The sequence below is a fragment of the Actinoplanes couchii genome, from assembly GCF_016862075.1.
GTDB classification, from domain to species: domain Bacteria; phylum Actinomycetota; class Actinomycetes; order Mycobacteriales; family Micromonosporaceae; genus Actinoplanes; species Actinoplanes couchii.
This window is the reverse complement of the sequence record NZ_BOMG01000064.1, coordinates 181235-201199: the sequence shown is the minus strand read 5'-3', so window position 1 is coordinate 201199 and position 19965 is coordinate 181235. Positions and strand designations below refer to the sequence as shown.

Annotated in this window: 26 protein-coding genes; 18 read left to right on the top strand and 8 right to left on the bottom strand. The window is 70.9% G+C overall.

Annotated features, from left to right (window positions below):
* The first annotated feature begins 71 nt into the window (after window positions 1-71).
* The 3 genes from Aco03nite_RS26715 to Aco03nite_RS54180 are packed head-to-tail and all read left to right on the top strand — an operon-like array spanning window position 72 to window position 1119.
* Window positions 72-779 (top strand): type III PLP-dependent enzyme domain-containing protein, encoded by a 708-nt coding sequence (locus Aco03nite_RS26715; RefSeq protein ID WP_239145448.1) that lies wholly within the window; start codon window positions 72-74, stop codon window positions 777-779.
* The gene (locus Aco03nite_RS53170; protein WP_239145447.1) at window positions 722-991 is read left to right on the top strand and encodes a hypothetical protein; all 270 of its coding nucleotides are present in this window, start codon (window positions 722-724) and stop codon (window positions 989-991) included. The genes Aco03nite_RS26715 and Aco03nite_RS53170 overlap by 58 nt, the downstream gene beginning before the upstream one ends.
* Window positions 991-1119, top strand: a complete 129-nt coding sequence (locus Aco03nite_RS54180; RefSeq protein WP_275415906.1) for a hypothetical protein — start codon at window positions 991-993, stop codon at window positions 1117-1119. The genes Aco03nite_RS53170 and Aco03nite_RS54180 overlap by 1 nt, the downstream gene beginning before the upstream one ends.
* On the opposite strand, the gene Aco03nite_RS26710 is transcribed toward Aco03nite_RS54180, so the two are convergent.
* Window positions 1114-1368 carry a type B 50S ribosomal protein L31 gene (locus Aco03nite_RS26710; RefSeq protein WP_203799054.1) on the bottom strand — a complete coding sequence of 85 codons (255 nt, stop codon included), beginning with the start codon at window positions 1366-1368 and terminating at the stop codon, window positions 1114-1116. The genes Aco03nite_RS54180 and Aco03nite_RS26710 overlap by 6 nt on opposite strands.
* 1 nt (window position 1369) lies before the next feature.
* A complete protein-coding gene (locus Aco03nite_RS26705; protein ID WP_239145446.1) occupies window positions 1370-2626 on the bottom strand; it encodes a CobW family GTP-binding protein in 1257 nt (418 codons plus the stop codon).
* 61 nt (window positions 2627-2687) lie between these two features.
* On the opposite strand from Aco03nite_RS26705, the gene rpmB reads away from it, so the two are divergent.
* From rpmB to Aco03nite_RS26670, 7 genes are read left to right on the top strand one after another with little or no spacing between them, the layout of a single operon-like run.
* Window positions 2688-2921: a 50S ribosomal protein L28 gene (rpmB, locus tag Aco03nite_RS26700; protein ID WP_203799052.1), complete on the top strand. Its 234-nt coding sequence runs from the start codon at window positions 2688-2690 to the stop codon at window positions 2919-2921.
* A complete protein-coding gene (gene rpmG, locus Aco03nite_RS26695; protein WP_239145445.1) occupies window positions 2921-3088 on the top strand; it encodes a 50S ribosomal protein L33 in 168 nt (55 codons plus the stop codon). The genes rpmB and rpmG overlap by 1 nt, the downstream gene beginning before the upstream one ends.
* A complete protein-coding gene (rpsN, locus tag Aco03nite_RS26690; RefSeq protein ID WP_203799051.1) occupies window positions 3088-3393 on the top strand; it encodes a 30S ribosomal protein S14 in 306 nt (101 codons plus the stop codon). The genes rpmG and rpsN overlap by 1 nt, the downstream gene beginning before the upstream one ends.
* 56 nt (window positions 3394-3449) lie before the next feature.
* On the top strand, window positions 3450-3782 hold the full coding sequence (locus Aco03nite_RS26685; RefSeq protein WP_203799050.1) for a PadR family transcriptional regulator: 333 nt from the start codon (window positions 3450-3452) through the stop codon (window positions 3780-3782).
* Window positions 3782-4804 (top strand): hypothetical protein, encoded by a 1023-nt coding sequence (locus tag Aco03nite_RS26680; protein WP_203799049.1) that lies wholly within the window; start codon window positions 3782-3784, stop codon window positions 4802-4804. The genes Aco03nite_RS26685 and Aco03nite_RS26680 overlap by 1 nt, the downstream gene beginning before the upstream one ends.
* 44 nt (window positions 4805-4848) lie before the next feature.
* On the top strand, window positions 4849-5025 hold the full coding sequence (gene rpmF, locus Aco03nite_RS26675) for a 50S ribosomal protein L32 (protein WP_203799048.1): 177 nt from the start codon (window positions 4849-4851) through the stop codon (window positions 5023-5025).
* Between the two features lie 25 nt (window positions 5026-5050).
* Window positions 5051-6109 carry a CobW family GTP-binding protein gene (locus Aco03nite_RS26670; protein ID WP_203799046.1) on the top strand — a complete coding sequence of 353 codons (1059 nt, stop codon included), beginning with the start codon at window positions 5051-5053 and terminating at the stop codon, window positions 6107-6109.
* A 4-nt stretch (window positions 6110-6113) separates the two neighbouring features.
* On the opposite strand, the gene Aco03nite_RS26665 is transcribed toward Aco03nite_RS26670, so the two are convergent.
* Window positions 6114-6998 (bottom strand): helix-turn-helix transcriptional regulator, encoded by an 885-nt coding sequence (locus Aco03nite_RS26665; protein WP_203799044.1) that lies wholly within the window; start codon window positions 6996-6998, stop codon window positions 6114-6116.
* 146 nt (window positions 6999-7144) lie between these two features.
* Between Aco03nite_RS26665 and Aco03nite_RS26660 the strand changes: the two genes are divergently transcribed.
* Entirely contained in the window at window positions 7145-8227 is a 1083-nt protein-coding gene (locus Aco03nite_RS26660) for a Gfo/Idh/MocA family protein (RefSeq protein ID WP_203799042.1), read from the top strand.
* On the opposite strand, the gene Aco03nite_RS26655 is transcribed toward Aco03nite_RS26660, so the two are convergent.
* Window positions 8195-8671, bottom strand: coding sequence for a hypothetical protein (locus Aco03nite_RS26655; protein ID WP_203799040.1), 477 nt, complete (start codon window positions 8669-8671; stop codon window positions 8195-8197). The two genes, Aco03nite_RS26660 and Aco03nite_RS26655, sit on opposite strands and share 33 nt — an antisense overlap.
* Before the next feature lie 105 nt (window positions 8672-8776).
* On the opposite strand from Aco03nite_RS26655, the gene Aco03nite_RS26650 reads away from it, so the two are divergent.
* Together Aco03nite_RS26650 and Aco03nite_RS26645 are read left to right on the top strand one after the other, a co-directional pair.
* On the top strand, window positions 8777-9070 hold the full coding sequence (locus Aco03nite_RS26650) for a hypothetical protein (protein WP_203799038.1): 294 nt from the start codon (window positions 8777-8779) through the stop codon (window positions 9068-9070).
* Window positions 9043-9852, top strand: coding sequence for a LodA/GoxA family CTQ-dependent oxidase (locus Aco03nite_RS26645; RefSeq protein ID WP_203799036.1), 810 nt, complete (start codon window positions 9043-9045; stop codon window positions 9850-9852). The genes Aco03nite_RS26650 and Aco03nite_RS26645 overlap by 28 nt, the downstream gene beginning before the upstream one ends.
* A gap of 39 nt (window positions 9853-9891) precedes the next feature.
* On the opposite strand, the gene Aco03nite_RS26640 is transcribed toward Aco03nite_RS26645, so the two are convergent.
* The 3 genes from Aco03nite_RS26640 to Aco03nite_RS26630 form a co-directional block, all read right to left on the bottom strand.
* On the bottom strand, window positions 9892-11787 hold the full coding sequence (locus Aco03nite_RS26640; protein WP_203799034.1) for a PAS domain-containing protein: 1896 nt from the start codon (window positions 11785-11787) through the stop codon (window positions 9892-9894).
* Between the two features lie 87 nt (window positions 11788-11874).
* Window positions 11875-12528 (bottom strand): response regulator transcription factor, encoded by a 654-nt coding sequence (locus tag Aco03nite_RS26635; RefSeq protein WP_203799032.1) that lies wholly within the window; start codon window positions 12526-12528, stop codon window positions 11875-11877.
* Window positions 12525-13673 carry a sensor histidine kinase gene (locus Aco03nite_RS26630; protein ID WP_203799030.1) on the bottom strand — a complete coding sequence of 383 codons (1149 nt, stop codon included), beginning with the start codon at window positions 13671-13673 and terminating at the stop codon, window positions 12525-12527. Before Aco03nite_RS26630 ends, Aco03nite_RS26635 begins: the two co-directional genes overlap by 4 nt.
* 125 nt (window positions 13674-13798) lie before the next feature.
* Between Aco03nite_RS26630 and Aco03nite_RS26625 the strand changes: the two genes are divergently transcribed.
* The 3 genes from Aco03nite_RS26625 (at window position 13799) to Aco03nite_RS26615 (ending at window position 15581) form a co-directional block, all read left to right on the top strand.
* The gene (locus tag Aco03nite_RS26625) at window positions 13799-14365 is read left to right on the top strand and encodes a hypothetical protein (protein WP_203799028.1); all 567 of its coding nucleotides are present in this window, start codon (window positions 13799-13801) and stop codon (window positions 14363-14365) included.
* A 111-nt stretch (window positions 14366-14476) separates the two neighbouring features.
* A complete protein-coding gene (locus Aco03nite_RS26620) occupies window positions 14477-14917 on the top strand; it encodes a BP74-related protein (protein ID WP_203799027.1) in 441 nt (146 codons plus the stop codon).
* A gap of 187 nt (window positions 14918-15104) precedes the next feature.
* Complete coding sequence (locus Aco03nite_RS26615; RefSeq protein ID WP_203799025.1) at window positions 15105-15581, top strand: hypothetical protein; 477 nt, start codon at window positions 15105-15107, stop codon at window positions 15579-15581.
* A gap of 2 nt (window positions 15582-15583) precedes the next feature.
* Here Aco03nite_RS26615 and Aco03nite_RS26610 read toward each other — a convergent pair whose 3' ends face one another.
* Window positions 15584-16429: a helix-turn-helix domain-containing protein gene (locus Aco03nite_RS26610; RefSeq protein WP_203799023.1), complete on the bottom strand. Its 846-nt coding sequence runs from the start codon at window positions 16427-16429 to the stop codon at window positions 15584-15586.
* 101 nt (window positions 16430-16530) lie between these two features.
* On the opposite strand from Aco03nite_RS26610, the gene Aco03nite_RS26605 reads away from it, so the two are divergent.
* Window positions 16531-17517 carry an aldo/keto reductase gene (locus Aco03nite_RS26605; protein WP_203799021.1) on the top strand — a complete coding sequence of 329 codons (987 nt, stop codon included), beginning with the start codon at window positions 16531-16533 and terminating at the stop codon, window positions 17515-17517.
* 156 nt (window positions 17518-17673) lie between these two features.
* A complete protein-coding gene (locus Aco03nite_RS26600; RefSeq protein ID WP_203799013.1) occupies window positions 17674-19965 on the top strand; it encodes a DUF4132 domain-containing protein in 2292 nt (763 codons plus the stop codon).

Here is a 19965-nt window from a genome sequence, read left to right as displayed (position 1 = left end):
ATCGATAACGATATCGGTTTTCTTTTTCTTGTACGTGGTCTACGTTGGGCTCCCCGCCCGGGAGGAGACTGATGGCGACCGATCTGCGACCACGCGTCGAGGGCGAACTGCGGTCCGTTCTGGACGATCACCGCTGGCTGCACGAGCTGGTCGGCGCGCTCGGGTCACCGCTCAACCTGGTACTGCCGGATCAGATCGCCCGGAACGTGCACCGGTTCCGCGACGTCTACCGCGACCACCGCCTGCGCGGCGGCATCTACTTCGCCCACAAGGCCAACCGGTCCGCCGCCCTGATCCGGCGGCTCGCCGCCACCGACGCGGGCATCGACGTGGCGTCGCTCGGCGAACTGCAGCACGCCCTCGGCGCCGGCTTCGGCCCGGCCCGGATCATGGCGACCGGTCCCAAGTGCCGCGAGTTCCTGTGGCTCGCCGCCCGGACCGGGGTGACCGTCAACGCCGACTCGGTCACCGAACTGCGCGACCTCGCCACGATCGTCGCCGGCCACCGGCTGCCCCGCGTCCCGGTGATGGCGCGGCTGTCCGGCTTCGCCTCGACGGGGACCACCGTGCTGACCCGGGCCAGCCGGTTCGGCACTCCGGCGACCGGCCCGGCCGGGCTCTGGGGCGTCCTCATCGAGCATCGGGAGCAGCTCGACCTGCTCGGGATGGCCTACCACCTGGACACCGTCGGGCTCCCGGAGAAGGCGATCGCCCTGGAAGGGTGCCTGCTCGCCATGGAACCGACGGCGCCCAGTGGGAGGCGTGGACCACCGAACTGACCGCGGCCGTCCTCGGCCGACGGCCGCCGATCACCTGGAACGGGCACGGCTACGGGCTGCGGGACGAGGCCGGCCCGCCGGAGCCGGCGGGTGTCCACCTCGCCGGCGACCTGTGCCTGGAAGCCGATCTGATCACCCGGCGCAAGGTCGTCCTGCCGCGCGGGCCGTGTCCCGGTGACCTGCTGGTGTTCGCGAAACGGCCGGCTATCTGATGGACTTCAGCGCGGGCAGCGCGCTGATGCGGCCCGCGGCCCGCACCGTCGCCGCCTGCAAGGACGACGGCGAGCGGCGCTGGTTCCTGGGCCACCAGTGCTGGCCGGTGCTGCGAACGGCGTTATGACCTGGCCGCGCGGGCGTACTTGGCGCGGAACTTCTCCACCCGGCCGGCGGTGTCCAGCAGCCGGCGCTTGCCGGTCCAGAACGGGTGGCTGCCCGCGGAGATCTCGACGTCGATCACCGGGTACGTGTGGCCGTCCTCCCACTCGATCGTCCGGTCGCTGGTGGCGGTGGAGCGGGTGAGGAAGGCGTAGTTCGCGCTGCGGTCGCGGTAGACGACCGGGTGGTAGTCGGGGTGGATTCCGGGCTTCATGTCAGTTCTCCTCGGTGGTGGTGTCGTCGGTCAGCGGGAAGCAGCCGGCGAACGGGTCGGGCAGGTCACGCCAGGCGTCGGAGCCGTCGGCGAGTTCGGCGTCGGTGAGCAGGCAGGACCGCAGCAGCCCGGTGAGGGCGTGGTGGTCCAGGTGCAGTCCGATCAGGGCGAGAACGGTGCGGCGGTCGCCGTAGTAGGGATCCCAGTCGAGGTCGGCGGCCAGACGGCGCTCGTCGCTGGTCTCGGTCCAGCGTTCGGCGGGCAGGGCGGCCAGCCAGTAGCCGAGGGTGCCCAGGCTGAGGCCGCCGCCGGCGAACTCGAAGGCCAGGGCGGTGTCCGGCTGACTGGCCAGCCACAGTTGCCCTCGGCCGCGCAGGGTGTTCTCGGTCAGCTCTTCGAGGGCCTCGTTGAGGCGCTGTGGGTGGAACGGTCGGCGGGTGCGGAACACGATGGACGTGACACCGTGGTCACCGTCCGGGTCGTGCACCGCGATCTGCCGTCCTTCGAGGGCCCGGCCGAGCAACCCGGGGCGGGTCGGATCGTGCCGCCCGGTGCGCCGGACCCGCGCCGCCAGGGCGGTGCAGTCGACCCGGTCCGAGTTGCCGGTGGGCACCTGGGCCGACCAGGGGGCGAGCCGGTGGACCAGGGCGCTGAGCCGCTCGGATTCGAGAGGGTCGGTGTCCGGGTGGGTCCAGAGGATGACGGTGTCGCTGAACTCGACCTGGTGCACGACCACCTCGGCCACCGCCCGGTGGTCGTCGTCGGCCGCGTGCAGGTTCCGGTCGCTGAGATCGTCCGCACTGGCCAGATCGTCGAGGAAGGTGTCGGCGTCGACGACGGTGACGTACGAGTCGAACCGTACGGACTCGCCGACCGGGCTGTGCTCGCAGGCCGCCGCCACCGCTTCGGGTTCCACCGCGGGCGGCAGGACCAGCAGCAGATCGCTGCCCGGCCGTTCGTGGGCGAGCCGGATCAGGGTGGGCAGCACGTCCTCGCGCAGCGTGCAGGAGACGCAGCCGTGCAGCAGTTCGACGAGGGTGTGCTCGAGGACGGTGGTGGCGGTCAGCACGGTGCGGCTGACGAGTCCGTCACGGATCCCGGTGAGGTCGTGACGGATCGCGAGGAGTTCGGGGTCGGCGACCAGCAGCGCGCTGGCGGCGGCCTGAACGGCGCTCGGGGAGAAGCCGGACAGCACGGTGACGGCGGGCCGGCGGTCCACGGGCGCGGTCACGGCGGAGGTGATCGGGACGGTACTCACGGAGACCATCTTGCTGAATCCTCTTGATAATGACAACCATTTTCATTGTAGGGTTGCGGCCATGTCGTTCGTCTGTGACGTGACCGGCGCCGAGCCCAGCTTCGGCAACGCCGTGTCCCACTCCCACCGCCGCACCCGCCGTCGCTGGAACCCCAACATCCAGCGCCGCCGCTTCCGCCTCGCCGAAGGCCGCACCATCCGCCTCACCGTCAGCACCACCGGGCTGAAGATCATCGACCGGGACGGCATCGAATCCGTCGTCGCCCGCCTGCGGGCCAAGGGGGTGAAGCTCTGATGGCCAAGAGCACCGGCATCCGCCCCGTGATCAAACTGCGCAGCACCGCGGGGACCGGATTCACCTACGTCACCCGCAAGAACCGCCGCACCCACCCCGACCGCCTGGTGCTGCGCAAATACGACCCGATGATCCGCCGCCACGTCGACTTCCGGGAGGACCGCTGATGGCCCGCCGCAGCCTGACCGAACGCGAAAAACGCCGGGCCGAACTGACTTTGCGGTACGCCGACCGGCGCGCCGCCCTCAAGCAGGCGATCTCGGCGCCCGCCACCGATCCCGAAGAGCGTGCCTCCGCCGTGCGTGCCCTGTCGTCCCTGCCCCGAGACTCCAGCCCGTCCCGTCAGCGCAGCCGGGACCAGATCGACGGGCGGCCGCGCGGCGTACTGACCCGCTTCGGATTGTCCCGCGTCCGCTTCCGTGAGCTGGCCCTCCGCGGCGAACTTCCGGGCGTACGCAAAGCCTCCTGGTAGTCGACTGGCCCTTTACGGTTGACCATAGGTAGATCATTTACCTATCCTCGGTGGTCATGACGCCGCTCCGGGAACCCACATTCCTCATCCTGACCGCACTCGCCGAAGGGCCCCGGCACGGCTACGGGGTGATTCAAGAGGTGGGGGAGGTGTCCGGTGGGCGGGTCAAACTGCTCACCGGCACCCTCTACACAGCACTGGAGCGGCTCACCGCCGAAGGGCTGGTCGTGCTCGACCGGGAGGAGCGGGTCGACGGGCGCACCCGTCGCTACTTCCGGCTCACCGACGACGGGCTGACCGCGCTGCGCGCCGAGACCGCCCGGCTGCGTGCCCTCGCCGCCGCGGCCGAGCAGCGGCTCAGCCGGGCACCGCGGCTGGGGGCGATCTGATGCGACACACCTGGATCCTCGCCGCCTATCCGAAGGACTACCGCCGCGATCACGGTGACGAGCTGCTCGAACCGATGCTCGTCGAGTCCCGCCGCTCCACGCTGCGGGAGGCCGCGAACCTGATCGTTCACGGTCTGCGAACCCGCCTCGGGCGTCCCGTCAGCCGCGGGGTGGTGGTCTGGGCCGTGCTGGTGGCGGTGCTCGGCGGGGCCTTCGGGGTGGCCGCCGGTTCCTGGGCGGGTCAGCAGGTCACCGGTCCGCTGCCCCGTCCCGAGTGGACGCGGGCGCTGCTCGCCGACGTACTGCCGGATGGCGATTTCGGGGTGGTGCCGATCCCGCCGTCGTCCCCGTTCCAGCTCGGTGATGACGAGTTGACCTGGAGGAACGCGGGCGATCTGCTGTTCAATGGAGCCGGCCACCGCGCCTCGCCGCAGTACGCGCAGGCCCTGTTTCCCACCGCCGACGGCCTCGGTGCGCGGGCCGGTCGCGTGGCCGACCGGTTGACGGCGACCGGATGGGATGTCCGCGCCGGCTCACCGGGCCGGCTCCGGGCCACCCGAGGCGACGTGACGCTGACCCTGGAGATGTCACTGACACAGGACCCGCGCACGGCGACGGTGTCGGTGGCGTTCACCCACAGCGTGCCCGCGGCATCCTGGATCGGCGCTGCCGTGGGCGCCCTGATCGCGGCGGCCGTGGCGTTCCTCGTCTTCGCCTGGGCGAGCCGCCGCACCGGTCGCCCCGGCCACCCGGCCCGGCTGGCCGTTCTCTTTCCCCTGATGCTGGCGACGTTCTTCTGGTGCGTGCCGACGACGCTGGCGCTGGTCGTCGCGGCCACCCCGGGCCGGGCCACCTGGATGGATATAACCGGCCCGTCGGTGTTCTCTCTGCTGCTCGGGATCGGCGCCGTGTTCGCCGCGCTGGCGCTGCTGCTGGCAGCCCTGCCGGTGCGGCCCGAGTTCGGTTCCGAGCGGGTGTCGCGTACCCCAGGTCCGGGGGAGGTTCGGGATCGCGTATCTTAATGAAAACGGTTGTCAAAACCGTTTGGTTTTCCGAAGGAGTTCCGATGGCTGTTCCCAAGCGGCGCACGTCCCGCAGCAACACCCGGCATCGCCGGGCCAACTGGAAGGCGGCGGCCGTCGACCTGGTGCCGATCCATGTCGGCAGCGAGATCTACCGCATTCCCCGCCGGCTCGTCCGCGCGGTGCAGCGCGGGTACCTCGATCCGGCCGCCTTCCGCTGAGAAGCCGGCCGTAAGCTTCGGCGACATGGCAGATGTGACGTCCCGGCCCGCCGCGCGGCCCTCCCGTGGGGGCCGGGTGCCGGTCATCGGGCTGACCGGTTTCCTCGGCGCGGGCAAGACGAGCCTGCTCAACCACCTGCTGCGCCGCCCGGGCGCCCGGCTGGGTGTGGTGGTCAACGACTTCGGCACGCTGAACGTCGACGCGGCCCTGGTCGCCGGGCAGATCGACGACGCCGAAGCGATCTCCGGTGGTTGTGTGTGCTGCCTGCCGGACGCCGGCGGGCTGGACGACGCGCTGCAGCGCCTGTCCCGCCCCCGGCTCCGGCTGGACGCGATCCTGGTCGAGGCCAGCGGCATCGCCGAGCCGATCGGGCTGGCCCGCCTGATCGGCCTCAGCCCCGTCAAGGGGATCCGCCCCGGCGGCATCGTCGAGGTGATCGACGCCGTCGAACACGACCGGACCGTCGACCTGTGGCCGGAACCACCCGCCCGCTACGCCGCGGCGACACTCGTCGTCATCAACAAGGTGGACCTGCTGCCGCCCGCCGAGCGTGACCAGGTGATCGCCCACATCCAGGACCGGGTCCGGCAACGCCACCCGCACGTCCAGATCATCACCGCCCGGCACAGCCGCATCGACCCCGCGCTGGTCTTCGACACCGCCGCCGACGAGGACCCGGTGGACGAGCTGCCACTGGCCCGCCTGATCCGCGACCAGTACGAGGATCGCCACGACCACCAGCACGCACGGGCGGCCTCCACCGAACTGGTGCGGCCGGTCTGCCCGGACGCGCTGATCGATCTCCTGGAAGACCCGCCGCCCGGTGCCTACCGGATCAAAGGCCGGATTGTCGTACGAGGATCGCGTACCGCCCAGGGCTACGCCGTGAACGTGGTCGGAACCCAGATCCACGTCACGCCCCTACCGGCCCCACCACCGGTCGGCGAGCTGGTGGCGATCGGCATGAACCTGGACCAGGAGACCACCCAGCACCGCCTCGACACCGTCGCGAACGCCCCGGCCGAGCGGCCACACACCGCCGGCCTGCGCCGTCTGCGCCGCTACCGCACCCTCAGCGCCTGACGACCTACGGCCGCTGATCCGTGCCCCGGCTTGCCGGCTGCGGCGCGGCGTTGTCGTCCGCGCCCCAGTTGCCCAGCAACGGCAGCACCTTCGCGGTCGGTGAGCCGGGCTCTACGGTGTAGACCACCAGACGCTGTTCCGGGTGGTGCGGGACGGTGACGGCCTCGATGTGGAACCGGAGCCGGCCCGCCGAAGGATGCGAGATCACCTTCTCGACCGACGTACGGTCGGTCACGCCCTGGTCGTCCCACCACCCGGCCAGCTCCTCCGAACCCGTCCTCAGCTGCGCGATCAGCTCGGCGAGACGGCGGTCGTCCGGATGCCGGCCACTCTCGTAGCGCAACCCGCCGACGGCCGCCTGCGCGAAATCAGCCCAGTTGACGATGCGGTCGCGGGCGGCCGATCCGAGCAGCAGCCACCGGGCGAACGGTGTGCCGATCTCCAATTCCTCGCCGAGCACGGCGTCGAGGAGTGTGTTGCGGGCCAGCACCTCGCTGCGGCGGCCCAGCAGCAGCGCCGGCAGGTGGTCGAGCGCGGACATCATCCGGAGCATCCCGGGCTCGGGCCGCTGCGGGTGTTCCCAGCCGCTGCGGCGGCGCGAGGTGGGCCGGGCCAGCGTGCGCAGGTGCCGGCGCTCGACGTCGTCGAGGCGTAGTGCCCGGGCCAGCGCCGCGCACATCTCGTCGCTCAGCGTGCTCTGACGGCCCTGTTCGAGACGGCTGTAATGGTCGGAGCTGATGCCCGCCAGCACGGCCAGCTCGTCCTTGCGCAGCCCCGGCACCCGCCGTGGGCCGGGGAACGGGTCGATGCCCGCCTGCGCCGGAGTCAGCCGGTCACGGCGCGAGCGCAGGAACGCCCCGAGAGCGGCGTTCGGTGTGCGCGCGGACATGCCGCCCATCGTAGGCAGGCCGCCCCGCCGCTGCCTGGTCATGTCGTGACCAGGCACGACTCGCCCTGGCGAGCACACCCGTCGGCCGATTTTGATGGTGCTCGTGAGTTCTTCACGAGCTGCATCGATCACCGAAAGGGAACACCATGTCTGACAACCGACTCCGGGTGGGAGTCATCGGGGCCGACACCAGGGCGAGCTGGGCCGGGGTGTCGCACATTCCGGCGATCCGTGGACTCGACACGCTGACGCTGGCCGCGGTGGCGACCCGGCGCGAGGACAGTGCCCGGGAGGCCGCTGGCGCGTTCGAGGCCGGGCACTGGTTCGATGACCCGTACGCGATGATCCGCAGTGATCTTGTCGACGTCGTCACGATCGCCGTCCGGGTTCCGGCACACCGCGACCTGGTCCGTGCCGCGCTGGCCGCGGGCAAGGCGGTCTACTGCGAAGCCCCGCTGGGCGTGTCCCTGGCCGAGACCCTCGACCTGGCGTCCGCGGCCGGGTCCGGGGCGAACGTGGTCGGGCTGCAGGGGCGGTTCAACCCCTCGGTCCGGCGTGCCGCCCAGCTGATCGGCGAGGGGGCGATCGGGCGTCCGCTCAACGCGCGGGTCGTGTCCACCTCGGCGGGGTTCGGGCCGGTCACCGCCTCGCCGTACGGGTACTTCGAGAAGGCCGAGTCGGGCGCCAACCTGCTGACCATCACCACCGGTCACACGCTCGACATCGTCGAGGCCCTGCTGGGCGACCTGACCGAGATCGACGCGCGCGCCGAGACGCTGTGGCCCCGGCCGCTGCTGGCCGACACCGGCGAACAGATCGACCGGGAGGTGCCGGACCACGTCGACGTGCTGGCCCGTACGACATCGGGGGTGGTCGTCGCCGTTGACGTGGTGGGCGGGGTCGCGCCTGACGACGCGACGTTCCGGTTCGAGCTGCGTGGCACCGACGGCTGGCTGACGCTCACCGGCGGTACGCTCTTCGGCGTCCAGGGCGGCGACCTGACCCTGACGTCGAGTGCGGTGTTCGAGGCGCCCGACGACCCGGTCGCGAAGGGGGTTTCCGGACCGGCGATCAACGTCGGCGAGCTGTACGCGAGACTGGCCGCCGACCTCCGCACCGGAACCCGCACGGCCCCGGGATTCGGCCACGCCGCCCACAACGCCCGCCTGCTCGCGGCGGTGACGCGGGCCGCGACCTCAGGACAGCGGGTCGAAGTCGCGAGCAGCTAGTTCGTCGAGAGCCGGGTTGGCCGCGAGCCGCGGATATTCGCCGACGAGCCGGGCCAGCACCGCCTGCCGGAAGTCCAGCCAGGCGCGGGTGAGGTCAGCGAATTCGCAGACGGCCTCGGCCTCCGTGTAGGTGCACGAGACCCGCACCGCCCCGCCGTCCAAGGTGAACGTGATCAACTCGGCATTCTCGGTGAAGCCGATCGTGGAGTTCTCACCCCCCTCCAGATGCTCCAGCACACCCTTCATCGACCACAGAAGGTCGAAGACAGGCGTCCATGACCACGGCGGGGACAGGTCGATGCCGCCGATCGTGAACGAGAGGTCGGACCAGAAGTAGTACCAGCACAGATCGGCGCGGCTGACCAGGGCGAGGTCCACACCCTCGTCGTTCTCCCGGCCATGGACCACGTACGGCCCCGTGCGGCGATATTCGATCTCGATCACCGGCTGACTCTACGGTGGACCACTTCCCCCGTTCCGGCTACATCCGGCTGAAGTGGCGTGCTGTCTGCTGTGGTTCGGGATGCTGTGGCCGTGGTCGAAGAACCGGTGAGGCAGCTCGAGGAATTGTTCGTCGGCGCGGTGCAGGGCGCCCGTACGCGTACCGGCCCGCCGCCCGCTGAGCGGGCCGTCTTCCGCAAACTGCACGGTGCGGCGCACGGCCGGCTGGTCCCGCGCCCGGACCGGCCGCGGCGATGGCGGGCGGGGATCTTCGAACCTGAAGACCTGACCGCCTGGGTACGGTTCTCCAGCGCCGCCGCCCCACCGACCCGGACCTGGGCAGCACCCTCGGCATCGGGATCAAGCTGTTCGGCGTGCCCGGTTCCGGAACCGCGGATCTGATCCTGCAGAACGGCCCGCGCTTCTTCGTCGACGACGCCACCGAGATGGCCACGTTCACCGAGGCCGGGGTGATCCGCCACGACTATCCCGGATACCTCGCCACCCACCCGGTCGCCAAGGAGGTGCTGCACGACCTGGCCACCCGCCTGGCCCGCGACGAATACCGGTTCACCCTGTCGGTGCAGGTACGCACCGATCCGGACCGGATGCCGCTGGACAAGGCGACAGTGCTCTGGCCCGAGGACGTCAGCCCGTACGTCCCGATCGCCGATCTCGTTCTGGCCCGTCAGGACGTGAGCGCCCGCGGTCAGGCCGAGTACGGGCAGGCGCTCGCCTTCAACATCGGCCGGGTGCCGCCCGCGAACCGGCCGTGCGAGGAGTCGTCGCTGGCCCGGGCCAGGCAGGTGGTCTACGCGGCCGGTGCCGAACTGCGCCACCTCGCCAACGGCCAGCCGGTCGACGACCCGGCCCGGCCGCGCCCGGCGGTGCTGCCGGAACCCGCACCCGACGACACGATCGTGCAGGCGGTGATCCACCCGGCGATCGGGGTGGCCCGGGTCGGGTCCAGTGACGAGTTCTTCTACGCACCGGAGGTGCCGTACCCGGACCCGCTGCCCCTGGGCACGTACCGCGATGCCGGCCTGGTACGGGTTCCAGCTGGTCCTGGACATTCCGGAGGCCACCTACGCGCCGCCGACGACGCTGCGCAACCCGGACGTCGCCGACCGGGAAGCGATCGTCATGGACACCGCCACGCCTCGGCAGACGACGAGAACGGGTAGTGGTCCGGTGTGGGACCGCTACCCGTCATCGGTGGTGCGTCAGGCCGGGACGCTCAGTTTCTGTTCCAGGCGTACCTGCTCGGTGACGTCGTAGGCGTACTTGATGACCTTCACCGGGCGGCCGGACAGGTCCAGGATCGGGTTGTAGCTGGACTGGATCCAGACGTCGCGGCCGTTCTTGCCGTGCCGGTGGAAGCGGCCGGAGCGGAACTCGCCGTTGCGCAGGCGGGCCCAGAAGTTCCGGTACTCCTCGGAGGCGGCGTACTCCTCGGTGCAGAACATGCTGTGGTGCCGGCCGACGATCTCCTCGAGGGTGTAGCCGACCGTGTCCAGGAAGTTCTGGTTCGCGGTCAGGATGCGGCCGTCCAGGTCGAACTCGATGACCGCCTGCGACCTGTCGATGGCGTCCAGGCGTCCGGCGTACTCGACGTTGCGCAGTTTCTCGGCCGTCGTGTCGTTGGCGAACTTGACCACCTTCACCGGCTTGCCGTCGGCGTCCATGATCGGGTTGTACGTGGCTCTTATAAACACTTCACGACCGTCTTTGGTGATCCGCCGGTACTCCGCGGAGTGGAAGTCCCCACGGCCCAGCTTCTCCCAGAACGCCTGGTACTCCGGCAGGGCCGCCTCCTCGGGGGCGACGAACATCCGGTGGTGCTTGCCCTGGATCTCGTCCAGGCGGTAGCCCATCAGGTCGAGAAACGAATCGTTGGCGTCCAGAACGATGCCCTGCAGGTCGAATTCGATCACCGCCTGCGAGCGACGGATCGCCCGGACCTTGCCCTCGAAGTCGGCGTTGCGGGTCTTGGCCTCGGTCACGTCGCTGGCGAACTTGACCACCTTCCACGGCTTGCCGTCCAGCCCGAAGATCGGGTTGTAGGTGGCCTGCAGCCAGATGTCCTTACCGCCGCGGCCGTAGCGGTGGAACTCGCCGGAGACGAACTCGCCGTTGCGCAGGTGCTGCCAGAACTCGGCGTACTCGGCGGAGTTCGCCTGCTCCTTGGACACGAACATCCGGTGGTGTTTGCCGATCACCTCGTCGGCGCGGTACCCGACCGCGGCCAGGAAGTTCGCGTTCGCGCTCAGGACGAAGCCGTCCAGGTCGAACTCGATCACCGCCTGCGAGCGGTTGATCGCGGCGACCTTGCCCTCGAACTCGGCGTTGGCGAGCTTCGCGGCGGTGACGTCGACCGCGAACTTGACGACCTTCCACGGCTTGCCGTCGACACCCAGGATCGGGTTGTAGACGGCCTGCAGCCACACCTCCAGGCCGCTCTGGCCGATCCGCCGGAACTCCCCGGCGACGAACTCGCCGGCGCCGAGACGCTGCCAGAACTTCTGGTACGCCGAGGACTGCGCGTCCTCCTCGGTGACGAACATCCGGTGGTGCCTGCCGACGACCTGGTCGCGGGTGTAACCGACGGTGTTCAGGAAGTTGTCGTTGGCGTCCAGGATGTTGCCGTCCAGGTCGAACTCGATGACCGCCTGGGACCGGGAGATCGCCTGGATCTTGCCGGCCGCGTCCGCCGCGGCCCGCTTGCCCTCGGTGACGTCCAGGGCCTGCTCGATCACTTTGACGATCTGGCCGGCACTGTTCTTCACCGGCACCCAGCTGGAGCGGATCCACCGGTCGCGGATCTGCCACAGCAGCCGGAACTCGGCGGTGTCGCTGCCGGACCGCAGCTGCTCCCACAGCGTGGTGTACTCCGCCGAACCGGCCGTCTCCGGTGCGACGAACGAGCGGTGTTCGGTGCCCACGATCCCGGCCGGGTCGGCGCCCACCAACGTGGCGTAGGCGTCGTTCGCCCGCACCAGCCGGCCGTCCGGGCTGTACTCGGCCGTGGCCGACCCTTGCTCGTACGCCTCGACCTGGCTCCTGAGCTCGGCCAGAAGCTCATCCGTGGTGATACCCGTGGTGGCCGTCTGATCCGACAAGTCCGTGTCCTCCCGCTGCGTTTTGTGCTACCGATCCGGCGCAAGAGGCTGATCGGTAGCCTGGCGGGTGACCTGAGGAATACCAGGTCAGAGACCTGCCCGGAAGCTGAACGAGACCAGTTGGGCGCGGTCCCGGGCGCCGACCTTGGTCATCGCCCGGACGACATGGGTCTTCACGGTCAGCGGCGACACGAACATCTGGGCCGCGATCTCCTCGTTGCTGAACCCGCGCGCCACCAGCACCACCATCTCCCGCTCCCGGGGTGTCAGGACGTCGAAACGGCGCAGCAGCTCCCGGTCGACCACCGGCGTCCGGCTGTCGGCCATGTGCCCGATCAGCGCGGCCGACGCGTTCGCCGACAGCGCGCCACCGCCGGCGACCACCTCGGTGATCCCGGCGACCAGCTCGGCCGGGCTGACCGTCTTGCTGAGGAACCCGTTGGCGCCCGCCCGCAGCGCCGCCAGCACGATGTCGTCCTGGTCGAACGTGGTCAGCACGATGATCCGGACCAGGGCGGGCGGGTGCTCGGCGCGGATCCGGCGGGTCGCCTCCACCCCGTCGATGCCGGGCATCCGGATGTCCATCAGGACCAGGTCGACCTGATGCTCCCGTAGGAACGGCACCGCCTGCAGCCCGTCGGACAGGTCGCCGACCACCTCCAGGGCCGGGTCGAGCAGCAGCATCGCCCGGATCCCGGCCCGGATGTCGTCCTGGTCGTCGACGATCAGCACCCGGGTCACCGGATCACCGCACCGGCCGGGTCGAACTCGGCCCGGACCAGGAACCGGCCGCCGTCCCGGTCGATCGTCAGACGCCCGTTCGACGACTCGACCCGCTCCCGCATCCCCACCAGCCCCAGCCCGCCGCCCGGCCCGGCACCCGGCCCGACCCGGTTCTCCACCGTCACACTGATCCTCTCGTCCCGCTCCCGTACCGCCACTGTCGCCGGTCCCTCGCCGTGCCGGTAGGCGTTGGTGAGCGCCTCCTGCACCACCCGGAACACCGTCACCCCGACCGCCGGCTCGACCAGCCCGGCCGGGACCTCGATCTCCGGATCGACGGTCAGCCCGGCCCTCTCGAACGAGGCGATCAGAGCACCGAGACCGTCGATCGACGGGGTCGGCCGCAGTGCCTCGTCACCGGACGGCTCGTCGCCCCGGCGCAGCAGCGCCAGGATCCGCTGGGTCTCCACGATCACCGTCCGGGCATGCGACCGGGCCGTGACCAGGGCCTCCCGGGACCGGTCGGCGCCGGCCGGCAACCCGATCTCGGCAACCCCGAGGTTCATGCTCAGCAACGCGATCTGATGGCCGACCACGTCGTGCAGGTCCCGGGCGATCCGCAGCCGCTCCTCGGCGACCCGCCGGTCGGCCTCGATCTCCCGGGTGGCGATCGCCCGCACCGCCCGGTCCTCCAGCATCCACCACTGGTCCCGGTGGATCCGCAGCGCCGCCCCGGTCGCCCCGCCGGCCACCGCGGAGAACAATGCGGCGGTACCGGCGACCGCGCCACCCCGGAAACCGCCGACCGTCATGAACGCGCCCAGGAAGAACACCGCCACCAGGGCGGTCGCGGCCAGCGGCGGTTCACCCCGGAACGTGACCGAGAACAGCACGAACACCGCCATCATCCACACCGACAGCGGATCCGCGCCGACCTCGGTCACCGCGAACGTCGCCGCGCTCGTCACCGCCAGCCCGGCCCACGGGTGCCACCGGGACAGCACCACCCCGGCACCGGCCAGCAGCACGGCCAGGAACGTCGGCCACCCGGCTCCGCGCACCACCGACGCCACGATCTGACCGGCGAAGGACAGAGCGGCTGCCGCGTACGCCAACCGGTGCAGCATCTCCGGACGGCGGATCCACATGGGGGCGATGACCATGACCAGATTCTGCTTGCCCAACTCTCTCCACACGTACTTCATCCGAAGTACGCGGCCCCGCCCCGCCGCCCGCAGACTTCCTCACCGGGAGCACTCGCCCCACCTCAGCCCCGGAAGGAAACCCCATGTCGGCCACCCTCACCCGGCTCTACCTGATCCGTGCGATCACCGCCCTGACCTGGGCGGTTCTGCTCTTCGTCGCCTTGGCCCAGGCCGGCACCCTGACCGCCGGATCCGCCGTGCCGGCCTTCGCCACCGCCCTGCTCGTCCTCTATCCGGTGATCGACGTCGCCGCCTCGGTGGTCGACGCCCGGGCTCAGCAGGCGTCGGGCCGGCCGGGCAACGCCCGAACCCAGTGGATCAACGCCGCGATCAGCACGGTCACCGCCGTCGCGGTGCTGGTGGCCGCCCTCGACGGCCCGGCTCCGGTACTGCGGGTCTACGCCGCCTGGGCGATTCTCACCGGCGTGATCCAGCTGGCCCTGGCGGTCAACCGGCTGCGCCGCGGCCTCCCCGGCCAGTGGTCGATGATCATCAGCGGCGCGGGTTCCGCCCTGGTCGGCCTGACCTTCGTCAACCAGGCCACCCAGCCCGAGCTCTCCCTCACCGGAGTGGCCGGCTACGCGGTCGGCGGCGCGATCCTCTACCTGATCTCCACAGCGCGCCTGCGCCGTACCGCGATCACCGCCTGATCGAGGGGTTGATCGGGCATATCGGCCCAGGTCACGGGGTTTGCACCTAACTTGCGAAGCAGCCCGCCATGATCAGTTGGCGGGTCTGTGCGCAACTTTAGGGGTAGTGACATGCAGACCTTGCGTTCCCGGATCGGCCGTGTCGTCACGGCTGCCGCGCTGGCTGTCGCCGGTGGGATGCTGGCCGTGCCCGTCGCGGCCCAGGCCGAGGAATCGGCGCTGTTCGAGTTCACCGATCAGCAGCAGAGGGATACGTTCGTCATCAAACTCACCAACCCGGACCGGATCGCCGAGGCCCGGCGGATCCTGTCCGGTGAGGAGCAGCGCAGAACTCACGTGATGGGCCGGTTCATCAAGCGTCCCGCTGACTACAACCCGCGGTGGGGCTTCCAGTACGACCCGGACACGATCCAGTTCTTCGAGGTGGCGATCGAGGTCTGCGACTCGTCCATCCAGTACCTCGAAGACCACTTGGACGAGGCGGGCGGCGCGTTTCTGCCGGGCTACTTCTGGTGCCCGTGGGCGTCGAAGCTGACCCGCGAGATCAAGTGACCGCCTGACCCGAGACATCGAACAGCGCCTCGCGGACCCCGGTCCGCGGGGCGCTGTTCGCGTGCACAGTGGAGCGTGGCGCATTTCCGGGATATCGGTCGATGAGTGGTCCCGCCAGGATTGTCCTCGACGCCGGGACGGCCAACGGGCCGCCGGCGAACACCACGACGATTCCTGAGGACTTCACATGTCTGCCCGTTACCGCCTGCTGCTGGTCGCCCCCGCCCTGATGGTCGCCCTGTCCGCCTGCTCCTTCTCGGGCACCGTCGGCTCCGCTCCCGAGGCGGCCGCGCCCGCCCCGGAGAAGACCACCGCGTCCTCGCCCGCCCCGGAGAAGACCACCGCGTCCTCGCCCGCCCCGGAGAAGACCACCGCGTCCTCGCCCGCGCCGGGAAAGACCACCGCGGACCCGGCGCCGAAGCCCGACGAGTGCCCCTCGGCGCAGACCCTCGAAGGGCTCACCACTGAACTGCCGGAGGGCTGGTCGTTCACCGACGTGACCTGTGCCGAGGGCTGGGCGGCCGCCACCCCGAAGGGGCCGAAGACCGGCGACGGCGTCTACCTTTTCCAGAAGACCGGCACCACCTGGAAATATCACAGCCAGGGCAGCGGGTTCGACTGCAAGGACCTCGGCCTCGACGCAGCGCCGTTCTGCATCTCCTGACCTCAGGTCGGCACCGCGGGGAACTCCTCCACGCCCACCACCCGCATGAGCTCCAGCCTCTCCCGGGACGGGGTGTCGGTCGGGGTCAGCACCAGCAGTGACTGACCCAGGTCCGGCGTCACCAGCGTCTCGCAGTCCATCAACAGGGGCCCCACCCGCGGGTGGAACAGGGTCTTGCGGTCGGCCCGGCGCACCGCGACCTCGTGCTCGCCCCACCGGCGGCGGAACTCGTCGCTGGCCGCCTGCAACCGGGCGATCAGGCCGGTGACCGTCGGGTCGCCGGCCCGGCGGCCCACGGTGGCGCGGAGATCGGCCACCAGCTGCCGGGCGTGCCGGTCCTGCTCGGCGGCCGGGTGCACGTCCCGGATGCCGGTCTCGGTGAACCAGCGGAACGCCAGGTAGCGCCGGTCGCCGGTGAAGTGGGTGAGATCGCCGGCCAGCAGCACGGACATCCGGTTCTGAGCGAGCACCTCGCCCAGGTCGGAGAGCACCATCGCCGGGTTGTCGCCGACCAGGTCGAGCATGCGCAACAGCCCGGCGCGGGCGTGCCGGGCGACGCCGTCGGCGGTCGGCGGCTGATGACCGGCCAGGTGGAAGAGATGGTCGTGCTCGTCGTCGGACAGGCGCAGGGCCCGGGCCAGCGCACCGAGCAGCTGGGCCGACGGCTGGCTGCTCCGGCCCTGCTCCAGCCGCACGACATAATCCACCGACATGCCGGCGAGCATCGCGACCTCCTCACGGCGCAGGCCGGGGGCGCGGCGGTGCGGGCCGCCGGCGAGGCCGACCTCGGCCGGGCGGATCGCCTCCCGGCGGCGGCGCAGGAAGTCGGCGAGCTGTTCACGCTGCATCAGCCCATGGTCCTCCGCCGGGGCGGGCCCATCCAGGGACTGGCGCTCCTACGATAAGCGGTCCTCTCCCGGACCCGGGGAAACGCGGGCAGCCTGGGGTCATGCAGAAGCGAACCTTGGGAAACAACGGGCCGTCCGTCTCCGCGATCGGGCTGGGCGGCATGGGCATGTCGGATGCCTACGGGCCGACCGACCGGGCGGAGAGCATCGCCACGGTGCACGCGGCGCTCGACGCGGGCGTGACCCTGATCGACACCGGCGACTTCTATGCCAACGGGCACAACGAGCTGCTGCTGGCCGAGGCGCTGCGCGGCCGTCCACGGGACAGCTACCTGCTGAGCGTCAAGTTCGGTGCGCTGCGGGGCCCGGACGGGTCGTTCCTCGGCACCGACAACCGGCCGTCGTCGGTGAAGAACTTCTTGAACTATTCGCTGAACCGGCTCGGCACCGACCACATCGACATCTACCGCCCGGCCCGGCTCGACCCGGAGGTGCCGATCGAGGACACGGTCGGCGCGATCGGGGAGATGATCGAGGCGGGTTTCGTCCGGCACGTGGGCCTGTCCGAGGTCGGCGCCGACACCATCCGCCGTGCGCACGCCGTGCACCCGATCACCGACCTGCAGATCGAGTATTCGCTGATCTCCCGGGCGGTCGAGGACGAGGTGCTGCCGACGCTGCGCGAGCTGGGCATCGGCGTCACCGCGTACGGCGTGTTGTCGAGGGGTTTGATCTCCGGTCACTGGACGGCTGCCGGTCCGGGTGACCACCGCGGGCACACCCCACGCTTCGCGGCGGGGAACGTGGAGCACAACCTGACCCTGGTCGAGGCGCTGCGGCGGGTCGCCGAGACGAAGGGCTGCACGGTCGCCCAGCTGGCCATCGCCTGGGTGGCGTCGCGCGGGGACGACATCGTGCCGGTGATCGGCGCCCGCACCCGCAAGCGCCTGGACGAGGCCCTGCCGGCGCTCGATCTGGAGCTGACCGCGGACGACCTGGCCGAGATCGAGAAGGCGGTGCCGAGGGGTGCGGCCCGCGGCGACCGCTACCCGTCGGTGATGATGGCCGACCTCGCGGTCGGCAACTGATCGGCTGATCACGGCAGGCGGCGGCGGATCCGGGACTGTCGTAGGTCGCTGGTACCTTCCAGCGATGTCGATCATCATGATCACGGACGCGACCGTGGACCTGCGTGCCGGGGCGCGGGTCACCTTCCGCACGCTCGTGCCGTCGTTGGGTGGCTGATGGCGACGTTCGATGCCGAGGCCACGTTGCGCCTGGTGGCCGACAGCATCGGCCGGATGCAGAAGCAGAACCGCGACCACACCTACCGGGCCGACGACAGCGAGCTGGAGCAGTTCGCCGAGCACGTGGCGATGGTGTGCGGCTGGGCGCCGTCCGGCACCGGGGCGGCTCTGCTCGCCTCACTCGGCGAGTTCCCGCTGGTCGGCGTCCAACGGGAGGTGATGCCGTCGGCTGTGGAGCAGGCGGAGCGGCTGCTCGGCGCGGTGCGGACGCTGGAGAGCGCCGACGCCGGCCACGACCAGCGGGTGGCCGCGGCGACGACGGCGACCGGTTTCCTGCATGCCGGTGTCGTCGGCAGCGCCTACCACCCGGCCGACGACCTGTGGTGGGAGGCCACCGAGGGCATGGTCGAGCGGGCCCGCGAGGTGCTCAGCGGTCAGCCGGTGGAGGTCCGGCAGACACTGTTCGACACGTGGACGGTCATCGAGGGCAGCGCCTGTCCCGGCCGCGAGCCCTTCGGCCGGCTGACGAGCAGCCTGCTGACGGCCGGCGGCGTCGACGGCCGGGGCTGGCTGGACCGGTTCGGGGCCTTCTTCATGATGTACCCCGGCGACTGGACCGAGCCGATCATCCGGGCCGAGCACGAGGCCGGCCGTCCCCACCCGTGGGCGCTCGCCACCTGGCGCCGCACCCGGATCGGGCGGCACGAGCCGGTCGACAGCCCGTCACTGTGGCCGGTGCCCGACCCGGGCGAGCCGTGGACCGATCGCGCCATCGCCGAGATCGAGGCGATGCCCGCGCCGGACCGCGCCGCCTGGCACGCGCTGCTCGCCCACTGCGTGAACGAGAAGGATCAGGCGAAACCGACAGCCACCTGGCGCCGGAAGGCCGGGCCGCTGCTCGCCGCGGTCGGCGCGGACGTGTTCGCCACCCACCTCGACGGCTGGCTCGCGCTGGTCGGCGCACCCCGCAGCGTGCCTGGGCGGGTGGTCACCGATTACTTTCCGGTCACCGTCGGCGAAGGCTCGCCGCACACGCCGGACCGGTACAACATCGGCCTGCTGTCCGGGCTGCTCTGGGCGCGGGTGCTGTGCCCACCGGCCGAGGGCGCGATCCGGAGTCTCGGCCGGATCGCCGAGCGGGCCACCCGCAAGCTCCCCGGGCACGGGCCGGTCAGCCCGAAACTGGCGAACGCGGCGGTCACGGCGATGACCGCGATGGATCACCCGGCCGCCGTCGCGCAGCTGGCCCGGCTGGCGTCCCGGCTGACCTACAAGAGCACGCTCACGCTGGTGGGGAAGGGCCTCGACGTCCGGGCGACCGCGCTCGGCATCGCCCGGGAGGACGTCGAGGAGATGGCCCTGCCCGGGTTCGGGCTGCCACTGGCCGGCAAGTTCGGAGACTGCGCGTACGAGGTGGAGATCCGGGGCGTCGACGCGGTCGTCCGGTGGACCGGCGCGGCGGGCAAGCCGGTCCAGGCCGCTCCGGCCGAGGTCCGTGCCGATCACCGCGAGGACCTTCACGAGCTCACCACCACGATCAAGGACATTTCCGGTACGTTGCTCGCGCTCCGTGACCGCCTCGACGGCCTGCTGCGGCGGGACCGGCAGTGGACGGTCGACCAGTGGCGGGAGAGATTCCACGACCACCCCCTTGCTCGTACGATCGCCAGGCGGTTGATCTGGACCGTCGGCGACGTGGCCGTCTGCTGGGCCGGCGACGCCCTGCGTGCCGTGGACGACACGGTGGTCGAGCCCGCGGACGACGCGGTGGTGCGACTGTGGCATCCGGCCGTGTCGCCGTCCGCGGGGTGGCGCGAGTTCCTGATCCGGCACGGGATCACCCAGCCGTTCCAGCAGGCACACCGCGAGCGGTATGTGTTGACCGACGCCGAGCGGGCCACCGGCACGTACTCGAACCGGTTCGCCGCGCACGTGGTCCACCAGCACCGGCTCACCGCCCTGCTGGCCCGGCGCGGCTGGTCGTACGCCCAGTACCGCAACGACCCGTACTGGCGGGAGCCGCCGCGGCTGGCCCTGCCGGACTGGAACCTGCGCGCCGAGCTGAGCATCACCGGCATCGACGATCGCGACGACGACATGACGGTCTTCGACACGATGGCCACCGACGGGCTGCGGTTCCTCGGCCCCGACGACCAGCCGGTGCCGCTGGAGACGGTGCCGCCGGTGGTGCTCAGCGAGGTGATGCGCGACATCGACCTGTTCGTGGCCGCCGCCGGTGTCGGCAGCGACCCGAAGATCGAGGACCCGGTGATCCCGCACCGGCGGTGA

Bases quoted from the DNA above. Each gene is read 5' to 3' on its own strand.
- Aco03nite_RS26620 (WP_203799027.1), top strand. From the start codon at position 14,477: ATGCAGACCTTGCGTTCCCGGATCGGCCGTGTCGTCACGGCTGCCGCG.
- Aco03nite_RS26710 (WP_203799054.1), bottom strand. From the start codon at position 1,368: ATGAAGCCCGGAATCCACCCCGACTACCACCCGGTCGTCTACCGCGAC.
- Aco03nite_RS26605 (WP_203799021.1), top strand. From the start codon at position 16,531: ATGCAGAAGCGAACCTTGGGAAACAACGGGCCGTCCGTCTCCGCGATC.
- rpmG (WP_239145445.1), top strand. From the start codon at position 2,921: ATGGCCAAGAGCACCGGCATCCGCCCCGTGATCAAACTGCGCAGCACC.
- Aco03nite_RS26670 (WP_203799046.1), top strand. From the start codon at position 5,051: ATGGCAGATGTGACGTCCCGGCCCGCCGCGCGGCCCTCCCGTGGGGGC.
- Aco03nite_RS26680 (WP_203799049.1), top strand. From the start codon at position 3,782: ATGCGACACACCTGGATCCTCGCCGCCTATCCGAAGGACTACCGCCGC.
- rpmF (WP_203799048.1), top strand. From the start codon at position 4,849: ATGGCTGTTCCCAAGCGGCGCACGTCCCGCAGCAACACCCGGCATCGC.
- Aco03nite_RS26685 (WP_203799050.1), top strand. From the start codon at position 3,450: ATGACGCCGCTCCGGGAACCCACATTCCTCATCCTGACCGCACTCGCC.
- rpmB (WP_203799052.1), top strand. From the start codon at position 2,688: ATGTCGTTCGTCTGTGACGTGACCGGCGCCGAGCCCAGCTTCGGCAAC.
- Aco03nite_RS26660 (WP_203799042.1), top strand. From the start codon at position 7,145: ATGTCTGACAACCGACTCCGGGTGGGAGTCATCGGGGCCGACACCAGG.
- Aco03nite_RS26665 (WP_203799044.1), bottom strand. From the start codon at position 6,998: ATGTCCGCGCGCACACCGAACGCCGCTCTCGGGGCGTTCCTGCGCTCG.
- Aco03nite_RS26615 (WP_203799025.1), top strand. From the start codon at position 15,105: ATGTCTGCCCGTTACCGCCTGCTGCTGGTCGCCCCCGCCCTGATGGTC.
- Aco03nite_RS26600 (WP_203799013.1), top strand. From the start codon at position 17,674: ATGGCGACGTTCGATGCCGAGGCCACGTTGCGCCTGGTGGCCGACAGC.
- rpsN (WP_203799051.1), top strand. From the start codon at position 3,088: ATGGCCCGCCGCAGCCTGACCGAACGCGAAAAACGCCGGGCCGAACTG.
- Aco03nite_RS54180 (WP_275415906.1), top strand. From the start codon at position 991: ATGGACTTCAGCGCGGGCAGCGCGCTGATGCGGCCCGCGGCCCGCACC.
- Aco03nite_RS26630 (WP_203799030.1), bottom strand. From the start codon at position 13,673: ATGGTCATCGCCCCCATGTGGATCCGCCGTCCGGAGATGCTGCACCGG.
- Aco03nite_RS26610 (WP_203799023.1), bottom strand. From the start codon at position 16,429: ATGCAGCGTGAACAGCTCGCCGACTTCCTGCGCCGCCGCCGGGAGGCG.
- Aco03nite_RS26625 (WP_203799028.1), top strand. From the start codon at position 13,799: ATGTCGGCCACCCTCACCCGGCTCTACCTGATCCGTGCGATCACCGCC.
- Aco03nite_RS26715 (WP_239145448.1), top strand. From the start codon at position 72: ATGGCGACCGATCTGCGACCACGCGTCGAGGGCGAACTGCGGTCCGTT.